The 21,960-nt window shown below is 41.8% G+C and carries 16 protein-coding genes, 3 tRNA genes and 1 other RNA gene; 11 read left to right on the forward strand and 9 right to left on the reverse strand.

The genetic code is table 11. The features are described from left to right. Positions 1-85 precede the first annotated feature (85 nt). A complete protein-coding gene (locus tag M1F05_RS08395; RefSeq protein WP_272516246.1) occupies positions 86-946 on the reverse strand; it encodes a pyruvate, water dikinase regulatory protein in 861 nt (286 codons plus the stop codon). Positions 947-1,211: 265 nt separating this feature from the next. Here M1F05_RS08395 and ppsA point away from each other — a divergent pair, with 265 nt between their 5' ends. Continuing rightward, the gene (ppsA, locus tag M1F05_RS08400) at positions 1,212-3,590 is read left to right on the forward strand and encodes a phosphoenolpyruvate synthase (protein WP_206084031.1); all 2,379 of its coding nucleotides are present in this window, start codon (positions 1,212-1,214) and stop codon (positions 3,588-3,590) included. A gap of 375 nt (positions 3,591-3,965) precedes the next feature. On the opposite strand, the gene rprA is transcribed toward ppsA, so the two are convergent. Beyond that, positions 3,966-4,076, reverse strand: an RNA gene (gene rprA, locus M1F05_RS08405) — antisense sRNA RprA. Between the two features lie 226 nt (positions 4,077-4,302). Continuing rightward, positions 4,303-5,418 carry an AI-2E family transporter YdiK gene (gene ydiK, locus M1F05_RS08410; protein WP_206084398.1) on the reverse strand — a complete coding sequence of 372 codons (1,116 nt, stop codon included), beginning with the start codon at positions 5,416-5,418 and terminating at the stop codon, positions 4,303-4,305. Between the two features lie 256 nt (positions 5,419-5,674). Between ydiK and M1F05_RS08415 the strand changes: the two genes are divergently transcribed. The 9 genes from M1F05_RS08415 to M1F05_RS08455 all read left to right on the forward strand — a co-directional run bounded on the left by M1F05_RS08415 (position 5,675) and on the right by M1F05_RS08455 (position 16,476). Further along, entirely contained in the window at positions 5,675-8,728 is a 3,054-nt protein-coding gene (locus M1F05_RS08415) for an FAD-binding and (Fe-S)-binding domain-containing protein (RefSeq protein WP_206084032.1), read from the forward strand. Then, entirely contained in the window at positions 8,728-9,144 is a 417-nt protein-coding gene (menI, locus tag M1F05_RS08420; RefSeq protein WP_206084033.1) for a 1,4-dihydroxy-2-naphthoyl-CoA hydrolase, read from the forward strand. The genes M1F05_RS08415 and menI overlap by 1 nt, the downstream gene beginning before the upstream one ends. Before the next feature lie 408 nt (positions 9,145-9,552). Next, positions 9,553-9,921, forward strand: coding sequence for a Fe-S cluster assembly scaffold SufA (sufA, locus tag M1F05_RS08425; RefSeq protein ID WP_047757040.1), 369 nt, complete (start codon positions 9,553-9,555; stop codon positions 9,919-9,921). Positions 9,922-9,937: 16 nt separating this feature from the next. Then, a complete protein-coding gene (gene sufB, locus M1F05_RS08430) occupies positions 9,938-11,437 on the forward strand; it encodes a Fe-S cluster assembly protein SufB (RefSeq protein WP_206084034.1) in 1,500 nt (499 codons plus the stop codon). A gap of 45 nt (positions 11,438-11,482) precedes the next feature. Next, entirely contained in the window at positions 11,483-12,229 is a 747-nt protein-coding gene (gene sufC, locus M1F05_RS08435; RefSeq protein WP_047757043.1) for a Fe-S cluster assembly ATPase SufC, read from the forward strand. Next, positions 12,204-13,511 (forward strand): Fe-S cluster assembly protein SufD, encoded by a 1,308-nt coding sequence (gene sufD, locus M1F05_RS08440; RefSeq protein WP_206084035.1) that lies wholly within the window; start codon positions 12,204-12,206, stop codon positions 13,509-13,511. Before sufC ends, sufD begins: the two co-directional genes overlap by 26 nt. A 4-nt stretch (positions 13,512-13,515) precedes the next feature. Next, positions 13,516-14,754: a cysteine desulfurase SufS gene (gene sufS, locus M1F05_RS08445; protein WP_206084036.1), complete on the forward strand. Its 1,239-nt coding sequence runs from the start codon at positions 13,516-13,518 to the stop codon at positions 14,752-14,754. A gap of 36 nt (positions 14,755-14,790) precedes the next feature. Continuing rightward, positions 14,791-15,207, forward strand: a complete 417-nt coding sequence (gene sufE, locus M1F05_RS08450) for a cysteine desulfuration protein SufE (RefSeq protein WP_206084400.1) — start codon at positions 14,791-14,793, stop codon at positions 15,205-15,207. A 204-nt stretch (positions 15,208-15,411) separates the two neighbouring features. Further along, positions 15,412-16,476, forward strand: a complete 1,065-nt coding sequence (locus M1F05_RS08455; protein ID WP_206084037.1) for a L,D-transpeptidase family protein — start codon at positions 15,412-15,414, stop codon at positions 16,474-16,476. Between the two features lie 96 nt (positions 16,477-16,572). Here M1F05_RS08455 and M1F05_RS08460 read toward each other — a convergent pair whose 3' ends face one another. From M1F05_RS08460 to M1F05_RS08485, 6 genes are all read right to left on the reverse strand, one after another. Continuing rightward, positions 16,573-16,809: a major outer membrane lipoprotein gene (locus tag M1F05_RS08460; protein WP_047756290.1), complete on the reverse strand. Its 237-nt coding sequence runs from the start codon at positions 16,807-16,809 to the stop codon at positions 16,573-16,575. Positions 16,810-17,224: 415 nt separating this feature from the next. Next, positions 17,225-18,637, reverse strand: a complete 1,413-nt coding sequence (gene pykF / locus M1F05_RS08465; RefSeq protein ID WP_206084038.1) for a pyruvate kinase PykF — start codon at positions 18,635-18,637, stop codon at positions 17,225-17,227. Positions 18,638-19,042: 405 nt separating this feature from the next. Beyond that, positions 19,043-19,119 (reverse strand) — tRNA-Val (locus M1F05_RS08470). A gap of 33 nt (positions 19,120-19,152) precedes the next feature. Continuing rightward, a tRNA-Val gene (locus tag M1F05_RS08475) sits at positions 19,153-19,229 on the reverse strand. A gap of 30 nt (positions 19,230-19,259) precedes the next feature. Further along, positions 19,260-19,336, reverse strand: a tRNA-Val gene (locus M1F05_RS08480). A gap of 156 nt (positions 19,337-19,492) precedes the next feature. Further along, positions 19,493-20,866, reverse strand: a complete 1,374-nt coding sequence (locus tag M1F05_RS08485; protein ID WP_206084039.1) for an MATE family efflux transporter — start codon at positions 20,864-20,866, stop codon at positions 19,493-19,495. 276 nt (positions 20,867-21,142) lie between these two features. Between M1F05_RS08485 and M1F05_RS08490 the strand changes: the two genes are divergently transcribed. After that, positions 21,143-21,808 (forward strand): riboflavin synthase subunit alpha, encoded by a 666-nt coding sequence (locus M1F05_RS08490; protein ID WP_206084040.1) that lies wholly within the window; start codon positions 21,143-21,145, stop codon positions 21,806-21,808. Positions 21,809-21,960: the final 152 nt, after the last annotated feature.

Below are 21,960 nucleotides of genomic sequence, written 5' to 3' on the forward strand. Positions count from 1 at the left end.
GTGATAAAGATCACAATAAACGAATATGGCTTAATTTCAACCTCCAGCGTAAATTGAATGAATAATTTTTTTTATTTTATATTCACTAGAATATACGTCTTTGTAATCCCATGGTATCAATCACTTTGGCAGAAATTTCCTCTACAGAATAGTTCGTCGTATTTAAGTAATTGATTTTATTTTGTCTAAATAAGGCTTCGACTTCAGCAATTTCAATTCGGCACTGCCTAATCGATGCATAACGGCTATTTTCACGGCGCTCTTCACGGATTGCCGCTAATCGCTCTGGACTAATGGTTAAACCAAATAATTTGTGGGTGTAAGGACGTAACGCGACAGGTAACTGTAAATTATCCATATCATCAGCGGTGAAAGGGTAATTTGCCGCTTGAATACCAAATTGCATTGCTAAATAAAGGCTAGTTGGGGTTTTACCACAACGGGAAACGCCAATCAGAATGACTTGAGCTTGGTCGAGATTTCTTAAGGAAATACCATCATCATGAGCCAGTGTATATTCAATGGCAGCAATACGTGCATCGTATTGGTTCATATTCTGCATAGATAAACCGTGGGTTCGGTTTAGCTTTGGCTCGGGTTCAAGGCCAACCTCCTTTTGGATCGGAGCGACTAAACTTTGGACGATATCTTGGCAAAACCCTAAGCTCTGAGTGATTATCTGTTTAACTTCTGGGGAGATGATGGAATAGAACACCAAAGGACGGATCTGTGTTTCTGCATAAAGTGTATCTATTTTTTGTTTGATTTCTTCTGCCCGAGTCGGCGTGGTGACAAACGGTAATGTGTAAGAGGTAAATGAAAGAGGAAACTGCGAAAGTACTGCATGCCCTATAGTTTCAGCGGTGATCGCTGTGCCATCAGAAATAAAGAAAACAGTGCGTTGAACTTGGCTTGCCATCGTATTCATTGCTCCTAATTCGGTCATTATTATTAGCCTCTTATTGTATTTATCACTGGATATTGAGGGATATTATCTTTGTTTAAAGTTTAAAAATTAGTTTATCAGGGGAAGTATAGCCATTTTTTGAACGATTTTTAGAACAAAAAAGTTTTCTTAATTGATGGAACGATTCACCAGTCCATCTTCTCATACCGTCTGTGCTAGTCTATTTCACGAGGCGATATTTCGCCAACGAGATTTTTTACGATTTGTACTCTGTCACTAAATTGCTATAAAAGGATCGCTTTCAATGTCCACAAATGGCCTCACTCCGTGTAATGTACTTTGGTATAACCAATTAGGGATGAATGATGTTGACCGTGTTGGTGGCAAAAATGCCTCTCTCGGTGAAATGATCACTAACTTATCTGATCTGGGTGTATCCGTACCTAACGGTTTCGCGACAACCGCACAGGCGTTTAATGATTTTCTGGAGCAGAGCGGTGTAAATCAGCGCATTTATAACCTGCTAGATGAAACGGATATTGATGATGTGAACCAACTGGCTGTAGCAGGTGCTCAGATCCGTCAATGGGTGATTGATACTCCACTGACGAAGGAGTTGGAACAAGATATTCGTGATGCATTTGCTCAGCTTTCTGAAGGTGAAGCTGAAGCTTCATTTGCTGTGCGTTCGTCTGCTACTGCAGAAGATATGCCAGATGCTTCGTTTGCAGGGCAACAAGAAACATTCTTGAACGTTCAAGGTATTGATGCTGTTTTAGTTGCGATTAAACACGTATTTGCATCTTTGTTTAATGACCGTGCAATCTCTTATCGTGTACACCAAGGTTATGACCACCGTGGTGTGGCATTATCTGCAGGTGTGCAAAGAATGGTTCGTTCTGACTTAGCGTCATCGGGTGTTATGTTCACCATTGATACTGAATCGGGCTTTGATCAGGTTGTTTTCATCACCTCAGCTTATGGTTTAGGTGAGATGGTGGTACAAGGTGCTGTGAACCCTGATGAGTTCTATGTACACAAGCCAACCCTGAAAAATAACCGTCCTGCAATTGTGCGCCGTACCCTTGGCTCTAAAAAATTACAAATGGTGTATGCCAACAGTAAAGAGCACGGTAAACAAGTGCAAATTGAAGATGTGCCGGAAGGGTTACGCAATCGTTTCTCTTTGACTGATCTTGAGGTTGAAGAGCTGGCTCGCCAAGCACTACAGATTGAAAAACACTATGGTCGTCCAATGGATATAGAATGGGCAAAAGATGGCCATAATGGGCGTCTGTATATTGTTCAAGCAAGGCCAGAAACTGTGCGCTCTAATCAACAAGTGATGGAGCGTTACCAGTTAAAACAGCAAGGTCAAGTATTGGTAGAAGGCCGCGCTATTGGTCATCGTATCGGTGCAGGTAAGGTGAAAGTTATCCATAACCTTAGCGAAATGGATAGAATTCAGCCTGGTGATGTGTTGGTCACTGACATGACAGACCCTGATTGGGAACCTATCATGAAAAAGGCTGCCGCTATCGTCACAAACCGTGGTGGACGTACATGCCACGCTGCAATTATTGCTCGTGAATTAGGCATCCCTGCGGTAGTGGGGTGTGGGGATGCAACAGAGCGCTTACAAGAAGGCCAAAATGTGACGGTTTCTTGTGCAGAAGGTGATACAGGTTTTGTGTATGGCGGTGAGTTAGCATTTGAAATTCACAGTTCAGAAGTCAGCGATATGCCTGATTTAAACGTCAAAATTATGATGAACGTGGGTAACCCTGATCGCGCATTTGATTTTGCTTGTTTACCAAACGAAGGTGTGGGTTTGGCACGTTTGGAATTTATCATTAACCGTATGATTGGAGTTCATCCAAGAGCATTACTGGAATTTGATAAACAATCCCCTGAATTACAAGTTGAAATTCGTGAAATGATGGCAGGTTATGAAGATCCGATTGAGTTTTATATCGGCAAATTAACTGAAGGGATCTCAACTTTAGCGGCAGCATTCTGGCCGAAACGTGTGATTGTTCGTTTATCTGACTTTAAATCGAATGAATACGCCAACTTAGTAGGTGGTGATATTTATGAGCCAGAAGAAGAAAACCCAATGTTAGGTTTCCGTGGTGCAGGGCGTTACGTCTCTGATAGCTTCCGCGCATGTTTTGCGTTGGAGTGTGAAGCGGTTAAACGTGTGCGTAACACCATGGGGTTAACTAACGTTGAAGTGATGATCCCGTTTGTGCGTACTGTTGCACAAGCTGAGTCTGTCATTGCTGAGCTGGCGAAGCATGATTTAAGGCGTGGTGAAAATGGCTTAAAAGTGATTATGATGTGTGAAATTCCTTCAAACGCACTATTAGCTGAACAATTCCTTGAGCATTTTGATGGTTTTTCAATCGGCTCTAACGATATGACTCAGCTAACATTAGGCTTGGATAGAGACTCTGGTGTTGTTTCAGAGCTATTTGATGAGCGTAATGATGCTGTTAAAGCGATGCTTTCTATGGCGATTAAAGCGGCAAAACGTCAGAATAAATATGTTGGAATTTGTGGACAAGGCCCATCTGACCATCAAGACTTTGCTCAGTGGTTAGTTGATGAAGGTATTGATAGCTTATCATTGAACCCAGATACTGTGGTTCAAACGTGGCTAACAATTGCAGAAAACCAATAATAAAACGATTTATTACCATTAGTTGAAAAGGCCGATTGGGTATCTCCCAATTGGCCTTTTTACTCATTTAAAATACCGATAATTGCAATTGGTAATAACGATTATTTAATACGATAGATATAAAAAAGTAGCGAATGATTATGCATTTAATATGTCATGAGCATTATAAATATATACACATTAATACTCTTAATATGTGTAATAATATGAGTATTGAGTTAATCATTCGCGTGATTAATTAAAACGAAAGTGGGGAAGATAATACTAAAGGAGTATATTCACTTATTTAACGTAAACTGAAAATTGATTTCAATCAATGTTTGTAAACTGATGATTTAATTTAGATGTGAATATTATTCATATTGAATATTTAGGCAAAAAAAAAGCCTATCATGGGCTGACAGGCAAAGACTACACACAGCAATTCGTTTATATCACTACGCCTATAAAAGGTTGGCATAGTGATTAAATTTATTTGATTCAATAATTAGATAATAAGCTAATTACATTATACAATCATTAAGAACACTCTCAATATTAATGTTACCTATTGTTACGTAAAGAGAAATATTCAGTTGTTTTATGTTAACATAAATTAAGCTGAATACTAACGTTAGAGTGTTAAATATTGTTTCTAAATATTAATGGCAAGGAAATCATTAATGAAACAGACATGTCTATTGATAAACATATCTGCTTCAATTAGCTAAAACTATTTCTTAATCAAAAATTCTTCCTCAAGAAACTTTTCGGTTTCGCTTAGGTCTTCATTAGGAGGGGCGACTTCGTTCATCCAAGCCTTTAATAGGCTGTATGAAACCGCCAAAACAACAGGGCCAATAAATAACCCTATCATACCAAATGATAAAATTCCGCCGATAACCCCAACAAGGATCAGTACCATCGGTAAATCAGCGCCCATTTTAATCAGCCATGGACGTAGTACACCATCCATGGTGGCCACTATTGCAGCCCAAACCGCCAAAATAATGCCCCATGTGGTGTCGCCAGTCCAAAATAACCATAATACTGAAGGGATCATGATTAATAAGGGCCCTAATTGCGCTACACAGCAAATAAACAGCAATACGGTCAGAATAGCCGCATAGCTGATGCCAGAGAGTGCAAGGCCAATACCACCGACAATCGCTTGAATCAATGCGGTCACCACCACACCAAGTGCAACTGCACGAATGGATTGTGCGGCTAAGACAACAGCTGCATCACCACGGATCCCCGCCAAGCGAACGGCAAAATGACGCATGCCTAACATGACTGTTTCGCCTTTTAGGTAGAGTAGCCCACTAAAGAGCAACATTAATACTAAGTGGAAAACAAAGCGTCCTGCACTAATCGCTTGTGTGGCAAACCAACCTGCTGCTTGCCCAAAGTATGGCTGAATTTTTGCCAGCAGGGCATTACCGCCACTTGCTACCAAGCTGTGCCATGCGTAATAAATTTTCTCACCCACCATTGGAATGGTATTTAACCACTCTAAGTCTGGTAATGTGAGACTAGATGGCGATTTTGCTAGCTCAATGAGTGGGGAGCTATTCTCAATGATACTGCCGATTAAGATACCAAGTGGAATAACAAACAGCAGTAAAATGAGGAGAACCATCATTAAGGCAGCAAGCCATCTTTTATTCCATAGGCGCGCCTCGAGGTGTAATAACAACGGCCAAGTCGCAATGACCATCATTCCAGCCCAAACAAAACCCAGAATAAAGGGGTTAAGCACCCAAAAACAGGCCGCTATCATTAAAACGATGGATAACAGCCCGAAAATAAGTTTGGGAAGATCCAAACGTTTTTGCGATTTTTCCATTAATGATTGATCCTTAACAAATGAAAATTCTGCTTGTATGGCCTTTTTTAAGGTGAAAATAACGTAATTATTTTTCACGGTTAAAAAAAACAATATTGTGATATGGTTCATGACGACAATGTCATCAGCGGCTGTACTGTCTTTACAGGCTGTGAATACCATTTTTCATAAACCTAAGACACTATTGTGCAACTTAAAATAAAGATAGTACATAACGAGTAATGCGAACACTAAACAACAAGAGTCATCGTTAATAATGATCCCGCGTATATCAGAAGCACCTCATCTCAGCCAACTCGTCATCACGTTCTTGCATGAGCTACAAGAACAAGGTTTTACGGGTGATAATGGCACCAGTTATGCAGAAAGATTATCAATGGCGACAGACAACAGTATCTACCAGTTGCTGCCCCAAGCTGTCGTTTTCCCGCGTTCCAGTGCTGACGTGCAAATTATTACACGTGTTGCTGGACAAGAAAAATACCGTGAGCTCACTTTCACACCACGTGGCGGTGGTACGGGAACGAACGGACAATCCTTAACAGAAGGGATTGTTGTCGATATGTCTCGTTATATGAACCGCATTTTAGAAATTAACCCTGAGCAGGGCTGGGTTAAGGTCGAGGCAGGTGTTATTAAAGACCAGCTTAATCAGTTTCTTAAACCTTATGGCTATTTTTTCTCGCCCGAATTATCGACCAGTAACCGCGCCACATTAGGCGGGATGATTAACACAGATGCATCGGGGCAAGGTTCGCTGGTGTACGGTAAAACCTCGGACCACGTATTAGGCGTTAAAGCAATGGTATTGGGAGGTGAATGCCTTGATACACGCGCTATGCCTATTGCTCTCGCCCAAACGATTGCGTCTGAAGATTCAGTAATAGGACGTATCTATAAAACGGTTTTAGAACGCTGCCTTGAACAACGTCAATTAATTGAAACAAAATTCCCCAAACTTAATCGGTTCTTAACGGGCTACGATTTACGTCATGTATTTAATGATGAATTAACGGAGTTTGACCTTACGCGTATTTTGACGGGGTCAGAAGGGTCTCTTGCCTTTATCACGGAAGCGACTTTGGATATTACGCCGCTTCCTAAAGTGCGCCGTTTAGTGAATGTGAAATACGATTCATTTGAGTCTGCGCTGCGTAATGCACCATTTATGGTACAAGCCAAAGCGTTATCGGTTGAAACGGTGGATTCAAAAGTCCTTAACCTTGCAAAAGAAGACATCGTTTGGCACTCCGTCAAAGCGTTAATTACAGATGTGCCAAACAAAGAAATGTTAGGACTAAACATCGTTGAATTTAGTGGTGACGATGAAGATGAAATTAATCAATTGACGGAAAGCCTGTGCCAGCGCTTAGATGAATTAATGGCAAGCAACCAGGCAGGCGTGATTGGCTACCAAACTTGTCATGATCTTGAAGATATCACACGCATTTATAATATGCGTAAAAAGGCGGTTGGTTTACTAGGCAACAGTAAAGGGGCCGCTAAGCCTATCCCATTTGTTGAGGATACATGTGTTCCCCCTGAGCATCTTGCTGATTATATTGTTGAATTCAGGGCATTGTTGGATAACCATAAACTCAATTATGGCATGTTTGGCCACGTGGATGCAGGGGTTTTACATGTGCGTCCTGCGTTAGATATGTGTGACCCGCAGCAAGAAATATTGATGAAACAAATTTCTGATGAAATTGTTGCATTAACAGCGAAATACGGAGGGCTCCTTTGGGGGGAGCACGGTAAAGGTTTCCGTGCGGAGTACAGTCCTGAGTTTTTTGGTGAGGTGCTGTACGGTGAGTTGCGCAATATCAAAGCAGCTTTCGACCCTGATAACCGTTTGAACCCAGGTAAAATTTGCCCGCCAGCGGGTTTAGATGTGCCAATGAAACAAGTGGATGGCATTAAACGAGGAACTTATGACAGGCAAATTCCTATACAGATGCGTCAAGAGTTTCGTGGGGCAATGGACTGTAATGGTAATGGGCTTTGTTTTAACTTTGATGTGAAGAGCCCGATGTGCCCATCAATGAAAATCAGTGGGCAACGTATTCATTCACCAAAAGGGCGTGCTACCTTGGTGCGGGAATGGCTGAGATTACTTGCCGAGCAAGGTGTGACACCAGAGCATCTTGAAAAAGGCATCACGCAAAGCCAACCATCATTACGCGGGTTGATTGAGAAAACGCGCAACAGCTGGCGAGCTAAGCAAGGGGATTATGACTTTTCCCATGAAGTAAAAGCCTCGATGTCAGGGTGTTTGGCGTGTAAGGCGTGTTCAACACAATGCCCAATCAAAATTGATGTGCCATCGTTTAGAGCGAAATTTTTAGCGTTATATCACGGCCGTTATTTGCGCCCAGTTCGTGATCATATTGTTGCGAATGTGGAATCAAGTGCGCCATTACTGTCAAAAGCGCCAGGTGTTTTTAACTTTTTTTTACGCCAAAACATTGTGCAGAAACTCAGTGAGCGCACTATCGGTATGGTGGATTTACCGCTATTTTCGCAGCCAACTTTAAAACAAGAGCTTTCAGGCCATGCTGCAGTATCCATGACATTAGAGCAGCTTGAAGGGATGGGGGCAAGCCAACGGGAAAGCTATGTGCTAGTGGTGCAAGACCCATTTACCAGCTATTACGATGCGAAAGTTGTTGCTGATTTCGTGCGTTTAATCGAAAAATTGGGTTATAAACCTGTGTTGTTGCCGTTTTCACCGAATGGTAAAGCGCAACATATCAAAGGTTTTCTGGCTAAATTCGCGAAAACAGCCCGTAAGACCGCAGATTTCTTAAATCGCGTGGCAAAATTGCAATTGCCAATGGTGGGCGTCGACCCTGCGTTAGTCTTGTGTTATCGCGATGAATACCACGAAATCTTAGGCAAAGACCAGTGCCAATTTACGGTAATGTTGGCCCATGAATGGCTAATTACCTTGCCTGAACCACAAATTGCACAAACAAGCGCAGCACAGCCATGGTACTTTTTTGGTCATTGTACCGAATCGACAGCACTGCCAAACAGTGCGAACCAATGGGCGTCTTTATTTGCGCGCTTCGGGCATCAGCTTAATAATGTGAGTGTGGGTTGTTGCGGAATGGCGGGGACTTATGGGCACGAGGTTGCAAACCTAGAAAACTCAAAAGGAATTTATAACTTATCTTGGAAAGGGGCGATGTCGTCACTGCCAAAAGAGCGTTGTTTAAGTTCAGGTTATTCTTGCCGCAGCCAAGTAAAACGCATGGAAAATACATTAATAAAACACCCAATTCAAGCCTTGTTGGAGATTGTTTAATGATTTGGAAACGTCAATTTGATTTAACGCAATTAGCTGAAATGGCAAAAACTTGCATGTTAGGGCACATTGGTATCGAAATCACCAAAGTGGGTGATGATTATATGGAAGGAACGATGCCTGTGGATGAACGAACGAAGCAGCCTTTTGGTTTGTTGCATGGTGGTGCATCCGTTGTATTGGCTGAATCACTAGGCTCTATCGCAGGTTATATGTGTACTGAAGGTGAACAGCGCGTGGTGGGCGTTGAAATTAATGCTAACCATGTTCGCGCAGCGCGTTCAGGTATTGTGCGTGGCGTTTGCAAGCCCATTCATCTAGGTCGCCGTCAGCAAGTCTGGAACATTGAAATTTTCAATGAACAAGGCAAGCTATGTTGTACATCACGTCTGACAACCGCTGTGTTATTTGAGTAAATCCTTTCTTTGTCTACCTCGTTTTCGGGAAAATATCTCGAAAACGAGTTGTTGTTTTTATTAACTGACCCCATCTATATATTCAGATGAATGCATTTTCATTTTTCTCAAATAAATTAAGTTGTATAATAAATGCATCTTTATTAATTTGTGTCATTTTTGTGTATTTATTAGTACAAAATTGAATAAAAAATGCAACTCTATTTATCTTTTATTTTTCATTGTGTTAGGTTGGTTTGCGGGTATTTTTGGTTAATAAATAAGCTCAATTTGAATAAAAAAAACGCTAAAATAGCTATAACCTCTTAAAACAAATGGTTGAAGTAGCATAGGTAATCATTACCATAGGGTAGACAGAGTTAATCTCCTGATAACAGGCTGAAAAGCCATAAGAAATGTGGGGTCAATATGACTGACGGTGTAGAGACATTTTCATTTGATGAAAACAATTGGCAGGGAGTTAGCCTGACACAAAGCGCTGCAAAACAAATCAAAAAATTGATGGTGCAAAACCCAAATACCAAAGGGCTTTCACTCGGCGTTAAACAGTCTGGCTGCGCGGGTTTCGGTTATGTTTTTGAAATGATCGAAAATCCAACCGACAACCATCTGTTATTTGAACTCGATGGCGCGCACCTTTATGTGCCAAAAGAAGCAATGCCATTTATTGATGGCACAGTCGTTGATTACGTCCAAGAAGGGCTGAATCAAATTTTCAAATTTAATAACCCGAAAGCCCAACATGCCTGTGGGTGTGGTGAAAGCTTCGGCGTTTAACATGTGAAGTCAGATTATGTCACAGAGCAATGTAGAAGTTGGCGATGATGTTCAAAGCTGGCTTGATGACCAGCGTTATAAAGAGGGCTTCTTTACGGAAGTCGCAACAGATGAAATGGCAAAAGGGATCAACGAAGATGTTGTCCGTGCTATTTCAGCGAAACGTAATGAGCCTGAGTGGATGTTACAATTCCGCCTTGATGCCTTTAATCACTGGAAAGGCATGGAAGAGCCCCATTGGCTCAAAGCTCATTACCCAAATCTTGATTATCAGGATTACAGCTATTATTCTGCGCCATCTTGTGGCTCGTGTGATGATACCTGTGGTTCCCAATCTGGGGCAACCCAAGCAACGGGCGTTGCCGAGACCAATAATTACTTAACGGCAGAAGTCGAAGAAGCTTTCAACCAATTAGGTGTGCCTGTTCGTGAAGGTAAAGCGGTTGCAGTGGATGCGATTTTTGACTCCGTATCAGTATCTACGACTTATCGTGAGGATCTTGCTAAACATGGCGTGATCTTCTGTTCATTTAGCGAGGCTATCCAAGAATACCCTGAATTAGTTCAGAAATACTTGGGTAGCGTCGTTTCAAGCCACGATAACTTTTTTGCAGCGTTAAATGCGGCGGTGGCTTCTGATGGCACCTTTGTGTACATCCCGAAAGGGGTACATTGCCCAATGGAACTCTCCACCTATTTTCGCATTAATGCAGCCAAAACGGGGCAATTTGAACGCACCATTTTAATTGCAGATGAAGGCAGTTACGTCAGTTATATCGAAGGGTGTTCTGCTCCTGTTCGTGATAGCTACCAGTTGCACGCAGCGGTGGTCGAAGTGATTATTCATAAAGATGCCGAAGTTAAATATTCCACTGTTCAAAACTGGTTCTCTGGTGGGGATAGCGAAGAAGGCGGTATCTTAAACTTTGTGACTAAGCGTGCACTGTGTGAGGGCGAAAACTCTAAAATGTCGTGGACGCAGTCCGAAACAGGCTCGGCGATAACTTGGAAATACCCAAGCGTGATCCTTAAAGGGGATAACTCAGTCGGTGAGTTCTTCTCTGTGGCACTGACAAACGGTAACCAGCAAGCAGATACGGGAACCAAGATGATCCACATCGGGAAAAATACCCGTTCAACGATTATCTCAAAAGGGATCTCTGCGGGTAAGAGCCAAAACAGCTACCGTGGTTTAGTCAAAATCCTGCCAAGCGCGCAAAATGCACGTAACTTCACGCAGTGTGATTCCATGTTAATCGGCACGCAATGTGGGGCACATACGTTCCCCTATGTAGAAGTTAAAAATAATACTGCACAGCTTGAGCACGAAGCCACAACTTCACGTATTGGCGAAGACCAGCTATTTTACTGCTTACAACGGGGAATTAGCGAAGATGATGCTATTTCTATGATTGTAAATGGTTTCTGTAAAGATGTGTTCTCGGAACTTCCATTAGAGTTTGCCGTAGAAGCACAAAAATTGCTGGCGATCAGCTTAGAGCACAGCGTTGGCTGATCCTTATCGAGTTTATTTGCGCGTGAGCGCTAAAGGCATGTAAATATGTTAAGTGTTAAAGATTTACACGTGAGTGTAGAAGGTAATGAAATTTTAAAAGGGTTATCTCTGGAAGTGAAACCAGGGGAAGTTCACGCTATCATGGGCCCAAATGGTTCAGGCAAAAGTACATTATCGGCAACGCTTGCGGGTCGCGAAGAATATGAAATTGATAGCGGTTCAGTGACTTTCAAAGGTAAAGATCTCTTTGAATTAGACCCTGAAGAACGAGCGGGCGAAGGTGTTTTCTTAGCCTTCCAATACCCAGTTGAAATTCCTGGCGTGAGTAACCAATTTTTCTTACAAACAGCTGTTAACGCAGTGCGTGAATATCGCCAGCAAGATGCATTAGACCGTTTTGATTTCCAAGATTTTATCGAAGATAAAATTAAATTATTGGAAATGCCAGAGGATTTATTAGCGCGTTCAGTTAACGTCGGTTTCTCTGGCGGTGAAAAAAAACGTAATGATATCCTGCAAATGGCCGCATTAGAACCACAACTGTGTATTCTTGATGAAACGGATTCGGGGCTGGATATTGATGCCTTGAAAATTGTCGCTAACGGTGTGAATTCACTGCGTTCTCCTGAACGTTCATTTATTATTGTGACACACTATCAGCGCATTTTAGATTATGTAAAACCTGACTTCGTCCACGTTTTATATCAAGGGAAAATCATCAAATCAGGTGATTTCAGTTTGGCGAAAAAACTGGAGGAGCAGGGTTATGGCTGGCTTATTGACCAACAGTGAAAGAGCACAAAAGCGTGCTGAAGTTGCTGCACTGAATGAGCAAGCTATGTCACGCTTTGCGAAGCTATTCGAACAACGCTTAGGCGAAAATTCACAGCACGCAAAAAACCATTGGGAACAGGCTAAACAAGTCGGCTTACCTGCGTTTCGCCATGAAGATTGGCACTACACACCACTAAATAGCGTACTGAATACTCAATATCAGTTTAGTGATGCAGATGCCGTCGCGAGTGAATGTGAAAAGTTAGCCTTACCAATTGATGCTTACCGTATTGTATTAATTGATGGGCGCTATAGTTCAGCTCTGAGTTCTATTGATGTCGGGCCTTTCCAAGTGTCTCTGCTCGATAATCAAGATTTACTCCCTGCGCCAGTCAATAGCGAAATCTTTTTGCATTTAACGGAAAGCTTGGCAGTACAGCCGTTAGTGATTCACTTGGCCGCGAATAAAATAGCAGAAAAACCGTTGTATTTACTGAATATTTCGAGTGGCAAAAATGATGAACAGGCGATGAATATCAGCCAGTATCGTTATCATTTAACACTCGATACCAACAGTAAAGCGCAGGTCATTGAGCACTTTGTTAGTTTAAATGGTCAAGCGCACATGACGGGGAGTCGTTTAACCGCCGAAGTGGGTGACAATGCAGACTTTAGCCACTTCAAACTCAATGTGGAAAGTTCACAGGCACAACATTTCGCCCATAATGATATTGTAGTTGGGCGTGATAGCCGCGTTAAAAGTACCAGTTTCTTGTTGGGTGCGGGTTTAACACGTAACCACACGAGTGCTCGTCTTGATGGTGAAAATACAGAGCTTGAGCTTAATAGCTTATTGTTGCCAAAAGATAGCGAAATTGCAGATACGCGGACGTATTTAGAGCACAACAACAGTTTCTGTAACAGCCGTCAATTGCATAAAGTGATTGCGATGGACAGCAGTAAAGCGGTGTTTAATGGGATGATCAAAGTTGCCCCAAATGCGCTGAAAACTGATGGCCAAATGACGAACAATACCTTGTTGCTCGGTGATAAGGCTGAAATTGATACCAAGCCACAGCTTGAAATTTATGCAGACGACGTGAAATGTGGCCATGGTGCGACAGTCGGTCGAATCGATGACGAGCAATTATTTTATCTGCGCTCAAGAGGAATTGATGGTAAAGCTGCTAAGCATATGATTATCATCGCATTTGCTGCGGAATTGACTGAGTCTATTGAGTCAGACGAGTTAAAACACGCTGTGATGGCAAACATCCGCCAGCGCTTAGCGGAGGTTTAATCCCATGTCATTTGATGTTGCGTTAGTCAGGCAGGATTTTCCTGCCTTATCACAATCAGTGAATAACCATCCACTCGTCTATTTAGACAGTGCAGCGAGTGCACAAAAACCGTTGCAAGTTATTGAGCGAGAGAGTGAATTTACGTTACATCAGTATGCCGCGGTTCACCGCGGCATTCACACGCTCAGTGCCAATGCGACAACCATGATGGAAGAGGTGCGCCAAAAGGCCGCAGATTTCATCAATGCAGGCTCAAACGAAGAAATTGTTTTTGTTAAAGGTACCACAGAAGGGATTAACCTCGTTGCCAATAGCTACGGGCGCAAACATCTCTTTGAAGGCGACAATATCGTCATCACCGAAATGGAGCACCATGCCAATATCGTTCCTTGGTTTCTATTAGCCGAAGAAATTGGTTTTGAAGTGCGAGTGATCCCTATTTCAGATGATGGAACCTTGCAGCTAGATAAACTCAATGAATTTATCGATGCACGAACACGGTTACTGAGCTTCACACATATTTCGAATGTGCTAGGCACTGTAAACCCAGTTAAAGAAATTATCCAGCAAGCACGTGATATTGCCTCGCAAAAAAGCAGTGAACTGGCAATTTTAGTGGATGGTGCCCAAGGTGCGATGCATCAACAGGTTGATGTACAGGATCTGGACTGTGATTTTTATGTGTTCTCGGGGCACAAATTATACGGGCCAACGGGTATTGGTATTTTGTTCGGGAAAAAGGCTATCTTAGATGTGATGCCACCATGGGAAGGCGGCGGGGCGATGATCCGCCAAGTTAGCCTAACTAAGGGGATTACCTTTGCGGATGCGCCTTGGCGTTTTGAGGCGGGCACGCCAAATGTGAGTGCAATTATTGGGTTAGGTGCCGCGTTTGACTATTTAACTGCATTAAATTTACGCGATGTTTTTGCTTATGAAGCGCAAATTATGGCGTATGCATCGCAAAAGCTCAAAGACATCCCGTCCATCAGGTTATACGGTAACGACCAACGTGAAGGCGTTTTGGCTTTTAACCTTGGTGAACACCATGCCTACGATGTGGGGTCTTTTTTGGATAGGTATGGTATTGCTATTCGAACAGGGCACCACTGCGCTTTACCATTGATGGAACATTACCACGTTCCTGCTATGTGCCGTGCTTCGGTGGGAATTTATACCACTAAAGAAGATATTGATGCGTTATTCAATGCGTTACAGCGTATTAAAAAATTGTTAGGCTAAGCACAAAGAAATAAGTGAATGGTAAAGGAAGTGAGTATGCCTGCATTACCCGATGAAAATAAATTATTACGTAATTTTGCGCGTTGCCAGGATTGGGAAGAACGTTATTTGTATATGATTGAGCTGGGTGGTCGCTTGCCTGAACTTAATGAAACACAAAAAAGCGAGAGCAATCTTATCGCGGGTTGCCAAAGCCAAGTGTGGATTGATATGCAGTTACAACCTGATGGCACAATTGCCTTTGCAGGGGATAGCGACGCTGCAATCGTTAAAGGGCTGGTGGCGATTGTCATTATTCTTTTTCAAGGTAAAACACCACAGCAAATTTTAGCGTTAGATGTAAAATCTTTTTTTGAGCAATTAGCGTTAGAACAACATTTAACCCCTTCGCGAACACAAGGGTTGAATGCGATGATCCGCACCATCTTAGCCCGTGCAAATGAATTAGTTTAATTTTACCGAGGGAGTAACCCAGCTCCCTCGTCTATTTCCCCCCTAACTTAGTGCTTTGTCAACGCTCTATCATCCAATAAAGATTTGTTCAATAATATTAGTTAACTAAAATATTCATTAAGTATTAAAGATATTAAGAATAGTTGCTATTATGAGCAATAATCATTGCATTATTGTAAGCACACTATTTTCCTTGGAGTAGGTATGAAAAGAGTTTTAACGGTGGCAAGTTTATTTGTCATGAGCGCGTTGTTAGCGCCAGCTCAGGCAAAAGAGTACCCATTACCTGACAGTAACACCCGACTCATCGGGGAAAATTACACGTATGTGGTGCCGAATGATGGCCGTCCTCTTGAGGCGATTGCCAGTGAGCATGAAATTGGCTTGTTGGGAATGCTTGAGGCAAACCCAGGTACTGACCCTTATCTGCCTGAAGCAGGTAAAGAGCTGATTATCCCTGCGCAAATGTTATTACCGTCAACGCCAAGAACAGGTATCGTGATTAACTTGGCAGAGCTGCGTTTATATTACTACCCTGCAAATAGCGACAATGTCGTTGTTTATCCAATTGGTATTGGTCAATTAGGTCGTGATACCCCAGAAATGGTCACGTCAGTCAGTCAATCGATTAAAGACCCAACATGGACACCGACAGCAAATATTCGTAAGAATTATGCAAAAGAAGGGATTACATTACCCGCTGTAGTGCCAGCAGGCCCTGAAAACCCAATGGGATTGTATGCCTTACGTTTAGCCTATGGTCGTGGCGAATATCTAATCCATGGTACTAACGCTGACTTCGGTATTGGAATGCGAGTAAGTTCTGGTTGTATCCGGTTACGCCCCAATGATATTGAAGCACTGTTTAAAACAGTTCCGAGAGGAACTCGTGTCCAAGTTATTGACCAAGCGGTGAAATATTCTAAAGAAGCAGATGGAAGCTATTACATTGAGGTGCATCAACCGTTATCCCGTTCGAGTCACGATGATCCACAAACTATGCCAATCAAGCTCTCTGATGATTTCAAGCGTTTTCTTGAAAATGAAGGGATTGATAAGGCTTTAGTACAAAAAGAGCTTGCTAGGCGTTCTGGAATGCCTGTACGTATAAATAATGATCAGGGCACTAATGAACCTGTGCATGAAAACCAATATGAAGGGCTAACCCCTATTGAGCCATTCACCATTTCACAGCCTGGCCCGATTTACGATGGTAAAATTGGCGCATTATTACCCACAAAATACCGCTCCTCTTTAGCTGCTCAATAATCAGCACAAAAAATAAGGGCCTATTTTCATAGGCCCTCATAAATACTATCAGCTTCTAAAAAGCGTCGTTTTAACTAGATAACGACCAATTCGAACTTATTTTTTGTAAGTACGAACTTGGTTGTCCAGACGCTGGTTAGCACGTGCTGCTTCTTCTTGAGCTGTCTGAACATCAGAGCGCAGTGACTGAACGTCGTTGCTCAGCTGATCAACTTTACCATTCAGAGTTTGTACGTCTGAAGAGAGTTTTTGCACTTCAGTGCTGTTAGAACAACCCGCTAGTAATGCTGAAGCTAATACGATAGAGCCCAGTAGAATTTTAGTACGAATCATTATTTTACCCTCTAGATTGATTATCTTGAAAATATAAAGAGCAAGTCACCAAATAATAGAGCCAAGACGATTATCTTTAAGCTTGCTATATCCCTTTAAAACAACCTAATGAAAATTAGGGTATGGCACTTACTAAGTCTTATGCTAGTACTTAATTTAAAGATTTGCTAGAAATACTTTACATTTAGTCGTAGGAAAAAGAAGAAAAATTTAAATTAAGATTAATGAAGGTTGTTATTTGAACAATCAAAGAACATTTTGTGATATTACGCTTAAATAGAGATAGGATATTTGCTAAAGAAACCTAAACGGGTAAATAGTTAAGTCAAGGTAGCACTAAATGTTAACTTAAAATAAAAAAGGCCGATAACTGAATTAACAACTATCGGCCTTTTCGTATTCTATATAATATTAATTATAGAACGTGAACAGAAGAGGTATTGGTTGTTCCGCTTTGAACAAGTGCGCCTGACACCATCACAACGGCATCCCCTTCAACCGCTAAACCGCTTTCTAATGCAGCACGTTTACCTTCACGGTAGAAATCATCCGTAGAAGTGAAACCGCCGACAATCATTGGGATCACACCTTTAACTAACAGTAACTGGCGTGCAGTTTCTTCATTAGTGGTTAAGGCAAGAATTGGCGCAGTCGGGAAGTATTTACGAACAGACTTCGCTGATTTACCACCGTAGGTCGCGACAACAATCAGTGGAACGTCTAGCTTTTCAGACATTTCAACCGCACCACGGCATACCGCTTCAGTAACACGTAAGCGCTGGCTTGGTTTTTGGTTATCAATACGGGTTGGCATCACGCGGTCAGTACGTTCACAGATAGTTGCCATAATGGTCACAGCTTCTACTGGGTATTTACCTTTCGCACTTTCACCTGACAACATAACCGCATCAGTACCGTCTAAAATGGCGTTCGCTACGTCACCAGCCTCAGCACGAGTAGGGCGTGGGTTTTTGATCATTGAATCTAACATTTGTGTTGCTGTGATAACGACCTTGCGAGCCTTAACACATTTTTCAATCATCATTTTTTGCGCGAAGATAACTTCTTCAACTGGGATCTCAACGCCTAAGTCTCCACGAGCAACCATGATGCCGTCAGAGGCTTCTAAAATCTCATCAAAATTGTTTAAACCTTCTTGGTTCTCAATTTTAGAAATAATTTGGATATTTTCGCCGCCGTGTTTTTTCAGGTGCGCACGAATTTCTTCAACATCAGAGCGTTTACGGATAAATGATGCAGCAACGAAATCAACACCTTGTTCACAACCGAACACAAGGTCTTCTTTATCTTTTTCTGCTAATGCAGGTAGACCAATTGAAACGCCTGGTAAGTTGACACCTTTTTTCTCACCAAGATCACCATTGTTTAATACTTCACAAACCACTTCAGTTGCGGTGACATTGGTGACTTTCATGCCAATAAGGCCATCATCGACTAAAACAGTGTTACCTACTTTTAGATCAGCTGTTAAGCCAGCATAGGTGACGGCTACTTTATCTTTATTACCGACTACAGATGTGTCTGTGGTAAAGGTAAAGGTTTGACCTGCAACGAGGGAAACATCGTTGCCGCCTTCTAGTTTCATGGTGCGGATTTCAGGGCCTTTAGTGTCTAGCAGGATAGCTGCTTGCTTACCAGTTTTTGCACAAACAGAGCGAAGATTTTTGATACGTTGACCGTGTTCTTCATAGTCACCGTGGGAGAAGTTCAGACGCATGACATTCATGCCTGCATCTAAGAGTTGGGTCAGTTTTTCTTCAGATTCGGTTTTTGGGCCGATAGTACAAACAATTTTGGTTTTTTTCATGGCAGTCTATCTAAGGTTATAAAGGAAATCGGTATTGCCGCCGACGCTTAGTGCGCATGATAAAACTTGTTGCGCAACTCATTTATAAGAATAGGCGACAGTCTGGTATTAAATTCAATACTATAATGAAACTTGTCACAATTTGATTCTAATAATAGTGTAGTCGACAAGTTTCATTAAAGCTAACATACTGATTTATTGCTGGTGAAACCTTTCAGCCAGCGAGAGTATTATAGACAACAAAAAACTGTGAGACAAATCAAATTTTACTAAATTGAATGAAGAGATAGCTAAGATCAATTATTCGGTTGATTTTGTGTGGGTTATTTTGTTGCGCAACAAAATAAGGCAATTTTAAGTGACAATCAAGGAAAATATTGGAATATAAATGAAGTAGTTAGGAAATGGTGCGTCCGAGTAGACTCGAACTACCGACCCCCACCATGTCAAGGTGGTGCTCTAACCAACTGAGCTACGGACGCACTGAAAAATTAACCTATTGTGTTAACTTGAAATGGTGCGTCCGAGTAGACTCGAACTACCGACCCCCACCATGTCAAGGTGGTGCTCTAACCAACTGAGCTACGGACGCACTGAAATTAACGTGTTGTGCTAACTAGAATGGTGCGTCCGAGTAGACTCGAACTACCGACCCCCACCATGTCAAGGTGGTGCTCTAACCAACTGAGCTACGGACGCGCTTAAAACTTCTAGGTGACAACGGGGACGAATATTAACGTTATGCTGTGAATCTGGCAAGGGGAAAATGTAATTTTGCGACAGTTTGCTCGTATTTAAAACTATCTGGTGCGAAATACATCTTCCCACACAATTAATTGCTTAAAAAACTGGCGATTAGCGTGTTGAACGTAACAGAACAGCTTGCTCAGGTTGCTTATGGATCCACATAATTCGTGTTGCCATCCCCACCGCTGCGGCGCTGAGTCCAATAATAAAGCCTATCCAGAAACCTTTGGGGCCCATTGCAGGTCCAACATAGTCGGTCAGTGCTAAAATATAGCCAGCTGGTAAACCTAATAACCAATATGCAGTGAACGTAATAAAGAAGATTGAACGCGTATCTTTATAGCCACGTAAAATCCCTGCGCCAATAACTTGCACCGAATCGGATAACTGATAGATAGCGGCATAAAGCATCAAACTAGTTGCTAAAACAACCACTTCTGGATTTTTGTTATACATCATTGCAATCGGTTCGCGGAAAACAGCGGTAAAAATTGCGGTAATTGTTGCAATCATTAAACCAACGGCAAGGCCAGTATAAGAAGAGACTTTCGCCGCCTCAGTAGATTGTTGGCCTAAGTTATAACCGACGCGAATTGTCGCGGCGATCCCCAGGGATAATGGGAACATGAACATGACTGAACTAAAGTTCAGTGCAACTTGGTGGCCTGCAACGGCAACAACCCCTAATGGTGCAACTAGCAGTGCAACAACGGCAAATAATGTAACTTCAAAGAACAACGCTAAGCCAATTGGCGTACCTAATACAATAATTCGTTTTAAAATTAATGGATTTGGCGATGTAAAAGGTACAGTCGGACGAATATCGCGCTGAGCTGAAGCGCGTTTCACGTACCATCTCATCATCATGCACATTGCCCAATACACAGATGCAGTCGCGACACCACAACCAACCCCACCGAGAGCAGGTGCACCAAAGTGGCCATAGATAAAGATATAGTTAATTGGGATATTGACCATTAAGCCTAGAAAACCAATCACCATCCCCGGCTTAGTTTTCGACAGGCCTTCGCATTGACTACGGTAGACTTGGTAGAATAAATACCCAGGCGCACCCCACATGATGGCATGTAAGAAACGAACGGATTTGTCGGCAAGTTCTGGATCAATGTGTGGCATGTTGCTAATAATTAGTTGGCTATTATAAAGCAAACACATAATACCCAAGGCTAAAAATAGCGCTAACCACAGACCTTGTTGAATTTGATCGCCAATTAAGTTACGGCGGCCAGACCCGTTCATTTGAGCAACGATCGGGGTCAATGCCATTAGTAAACCTTGACCAAAAAGAATAGCTGGCAGCCAGATGGAAAACCCAACTGCAACTGCGGACATCTCGATTTCACTGACACTACCTGCCATAACCGTATCGACAAACCCCATGGCGGTTTGTGAAAACTGAGCTAAAACGATAGGGATCCCGAGAGCCAACAAGCTACGCGCTTCTGTAAAATATTTCTGCACGCATACACCTTTATAATAAAAATAATGAAGAAGAAAAACGAGAAAAATAAATGATTTAGCAATAAATCAAAATGTTATTAAAAACCCTTTATTCTATCCCTTTTACCAATGTATTCCAATAAAGATATACTGCTTATTGATGAAAGAGCACTTTTGTCTCTTAGTGTATTTGATTACAGGTAGTTATTCAGTCTGTATCTCATCACTCAAATAAGATAGATCTCAAAAAATTCTTAGGTAAACTGGACAAATTAATTCACGACACAGAGAGTCATTATGTTTACAGGTATTGTTCAAGCGACCGCTCCAATTATTGAAATTACGGAAAGAGCGAATTTTCGCACTCATGTCATGAAATTCACCCCTGAATTACTGGTTGGTTTAGAAACGGGAGCCTCAGTAGCCCACAATGGTTGCTGTTTGACGGTCACTAAAATTGATGGTGAAAGGGTTAGCTTTGATTTAATTAAAGAAACGCTCCGTCTGACAAATTTGGGTGCGCTACAAGAGGGGGATGTTGTCAATATTGAACGTGCAGCGAAATACGGTGATGAAATTGGTGGTCATGTGGTATCTGGACACATTATGACAACCGCAGAAATCAGTAAAATTTTCACTTCAGAAGATAACCATCAAATATGGCTATCTATTCATGATAAAGCATTGATGAAATATATTTTACACAAAGGTTTTGTTGCCATTGATGGAATTAGCCTCACGGTTGGTGATGTTATCAATAACCGTTTTTGTGTACATTTAATCCCTGAAACGTTAGAAAGAACAACATTAGGGCAAAAGCGTTTAGGGGATAAGATTAATATTGAGATAGACCCACAAACTCAAGCAATAGTGGATACTGTTGAGCGAGTGCTCAACCAAAAAGAACAAGAAAAGTTATTGCAACAAGGAAATGACGCTGTCGAAAAGGCTAAATCAGAATAATTCATCAACAGCGGAAGAATATGAGGCTATAGTAGATATAGTCATACTATAGCCTTAATAACATGAAAATTTTAGAGTTGTTAGGATAAAGGTGTTTAATCAAGTGTAAAGTTGTTAAAAACATCAAGTCAATAACACCACAGACTACCCAA

Source organism: Providencia sp. PROV252 (assembly GCF_033676005.1).
In the GTDB taxonomy this organism is placed as follows: Bacteria; Pseudomonadota; Gammaproteobacteria; order Enterobacterales; family Enterobacteriaceae; genus Providencia; species Providencia vermicola.

What these genes read in the sequence shown, in the direction of transcription:
- M1F05_RS08395 (WP_272516246.1), bottom strand. Translation starts at nt 946, where the DNA reads ATGACCGAATTAGGAGCAATGAATACGATGGCAAGCCAAGTTCAACGC.
- ppsA (WP_206084031.1), top strand. Translation starts at nt 1,212, where the DNA reads ATGTCCACAAATGGCCTCACTCCGTGTAATGTACTTTGGTATAACCAA.
- ydiK (WP_206084398.1), bottom strand. Translation starts at nt 5,418, where the DNA reads ATGGAAAAATCGCAAAAACGTTTGGATCTTCCCAAACTTATTTTCGGG.
- M1F05_RS08415 (WP_206084032.1), top strand. Translation starts at nt 5,675, where the DNA reads ATGATCCCGCGTATATCAGAAGCACCTCATCTCAGCCAACTCGTCATC.
- menI (WP_206084033.1), top strand. Translation starts at nt 8,728, where the DNA reads ATGATTTGGAAACGTCAATTTGATTTAACGCAATTAGCTGAAATGGCA.
- sufA (WP_047757040.1), top strand. Translation starts at nt 9,553, where the DNA reads ATGACTGACGGTGTAGAGACATTTTCATTTGATGAAAACAATTGGCAG.
- sufB (WP_206084034.1), top strand. Translation starts at nt 9,938, where the DNA reads ATGTCACAGAGCAATGTAGAAGTTGGCGATGATGTTCAAAGCTGGCTT.
- sufC (WP_047757043.1), top strand. Translation starts at nt 11,483, where the DNA reads ATGTTAAGTGTTAAAGATTTACACGTGAGTGTAGAAGGTAATGAAATT.
- sufD (WP_206084035.1), top strand. Translation starts at nt 12,204, where the DNA reads ATGGCTGGCTTATTGACCAACAGTGAAAGAGCACAAAAGCGTGCTGAA.
- sufS (WP_206084036.1), top strand. Translation starts at nt 13,516, where the DNA reads ATGTCATTTGATGTTGCGTTAGTCAGGCAGGATTTTCCTGCCTTATCA.
- sufE (WP_206084400.1), top strand. Translation starts at nt 14,791, where the DNA reads ATGCCTGCATTACCCGATGAAAATAAATTATTACGTAATTTTGCGCGT.
- M1F05_RS08455 (WP_206084037.1), top strand. Translation starts at nt 15,412, where the DNA reads ATGAAAAGAGTTTTAACGGTGGCAAGTTTATTTGTCATGAGCGCGTTG.
- M1F05_RS08460 (WP_047756290.1), bottom strand. Translation starts at nt 16,809, where the DNA reads ATGATTCGTACTAAAATTCTACTGGGCTCTATCGTATTAGCTTCAGCA.
- pykF (WP_206084038.1), bottom strand. Translation starts at nt 18,637, where the DNA reads ATGAAAAAAACCAAAATTGTTTGTACTATCGGCCCAAAAACCGAATCT.
- M1F05_RS08490 (WP_206084040.1), top strand. Translation starts at nt 21,143, where the DNA reads ATGTTTACAGGTATTGTTCAAGCGACCGCTCCAATTATTGAAATTACG.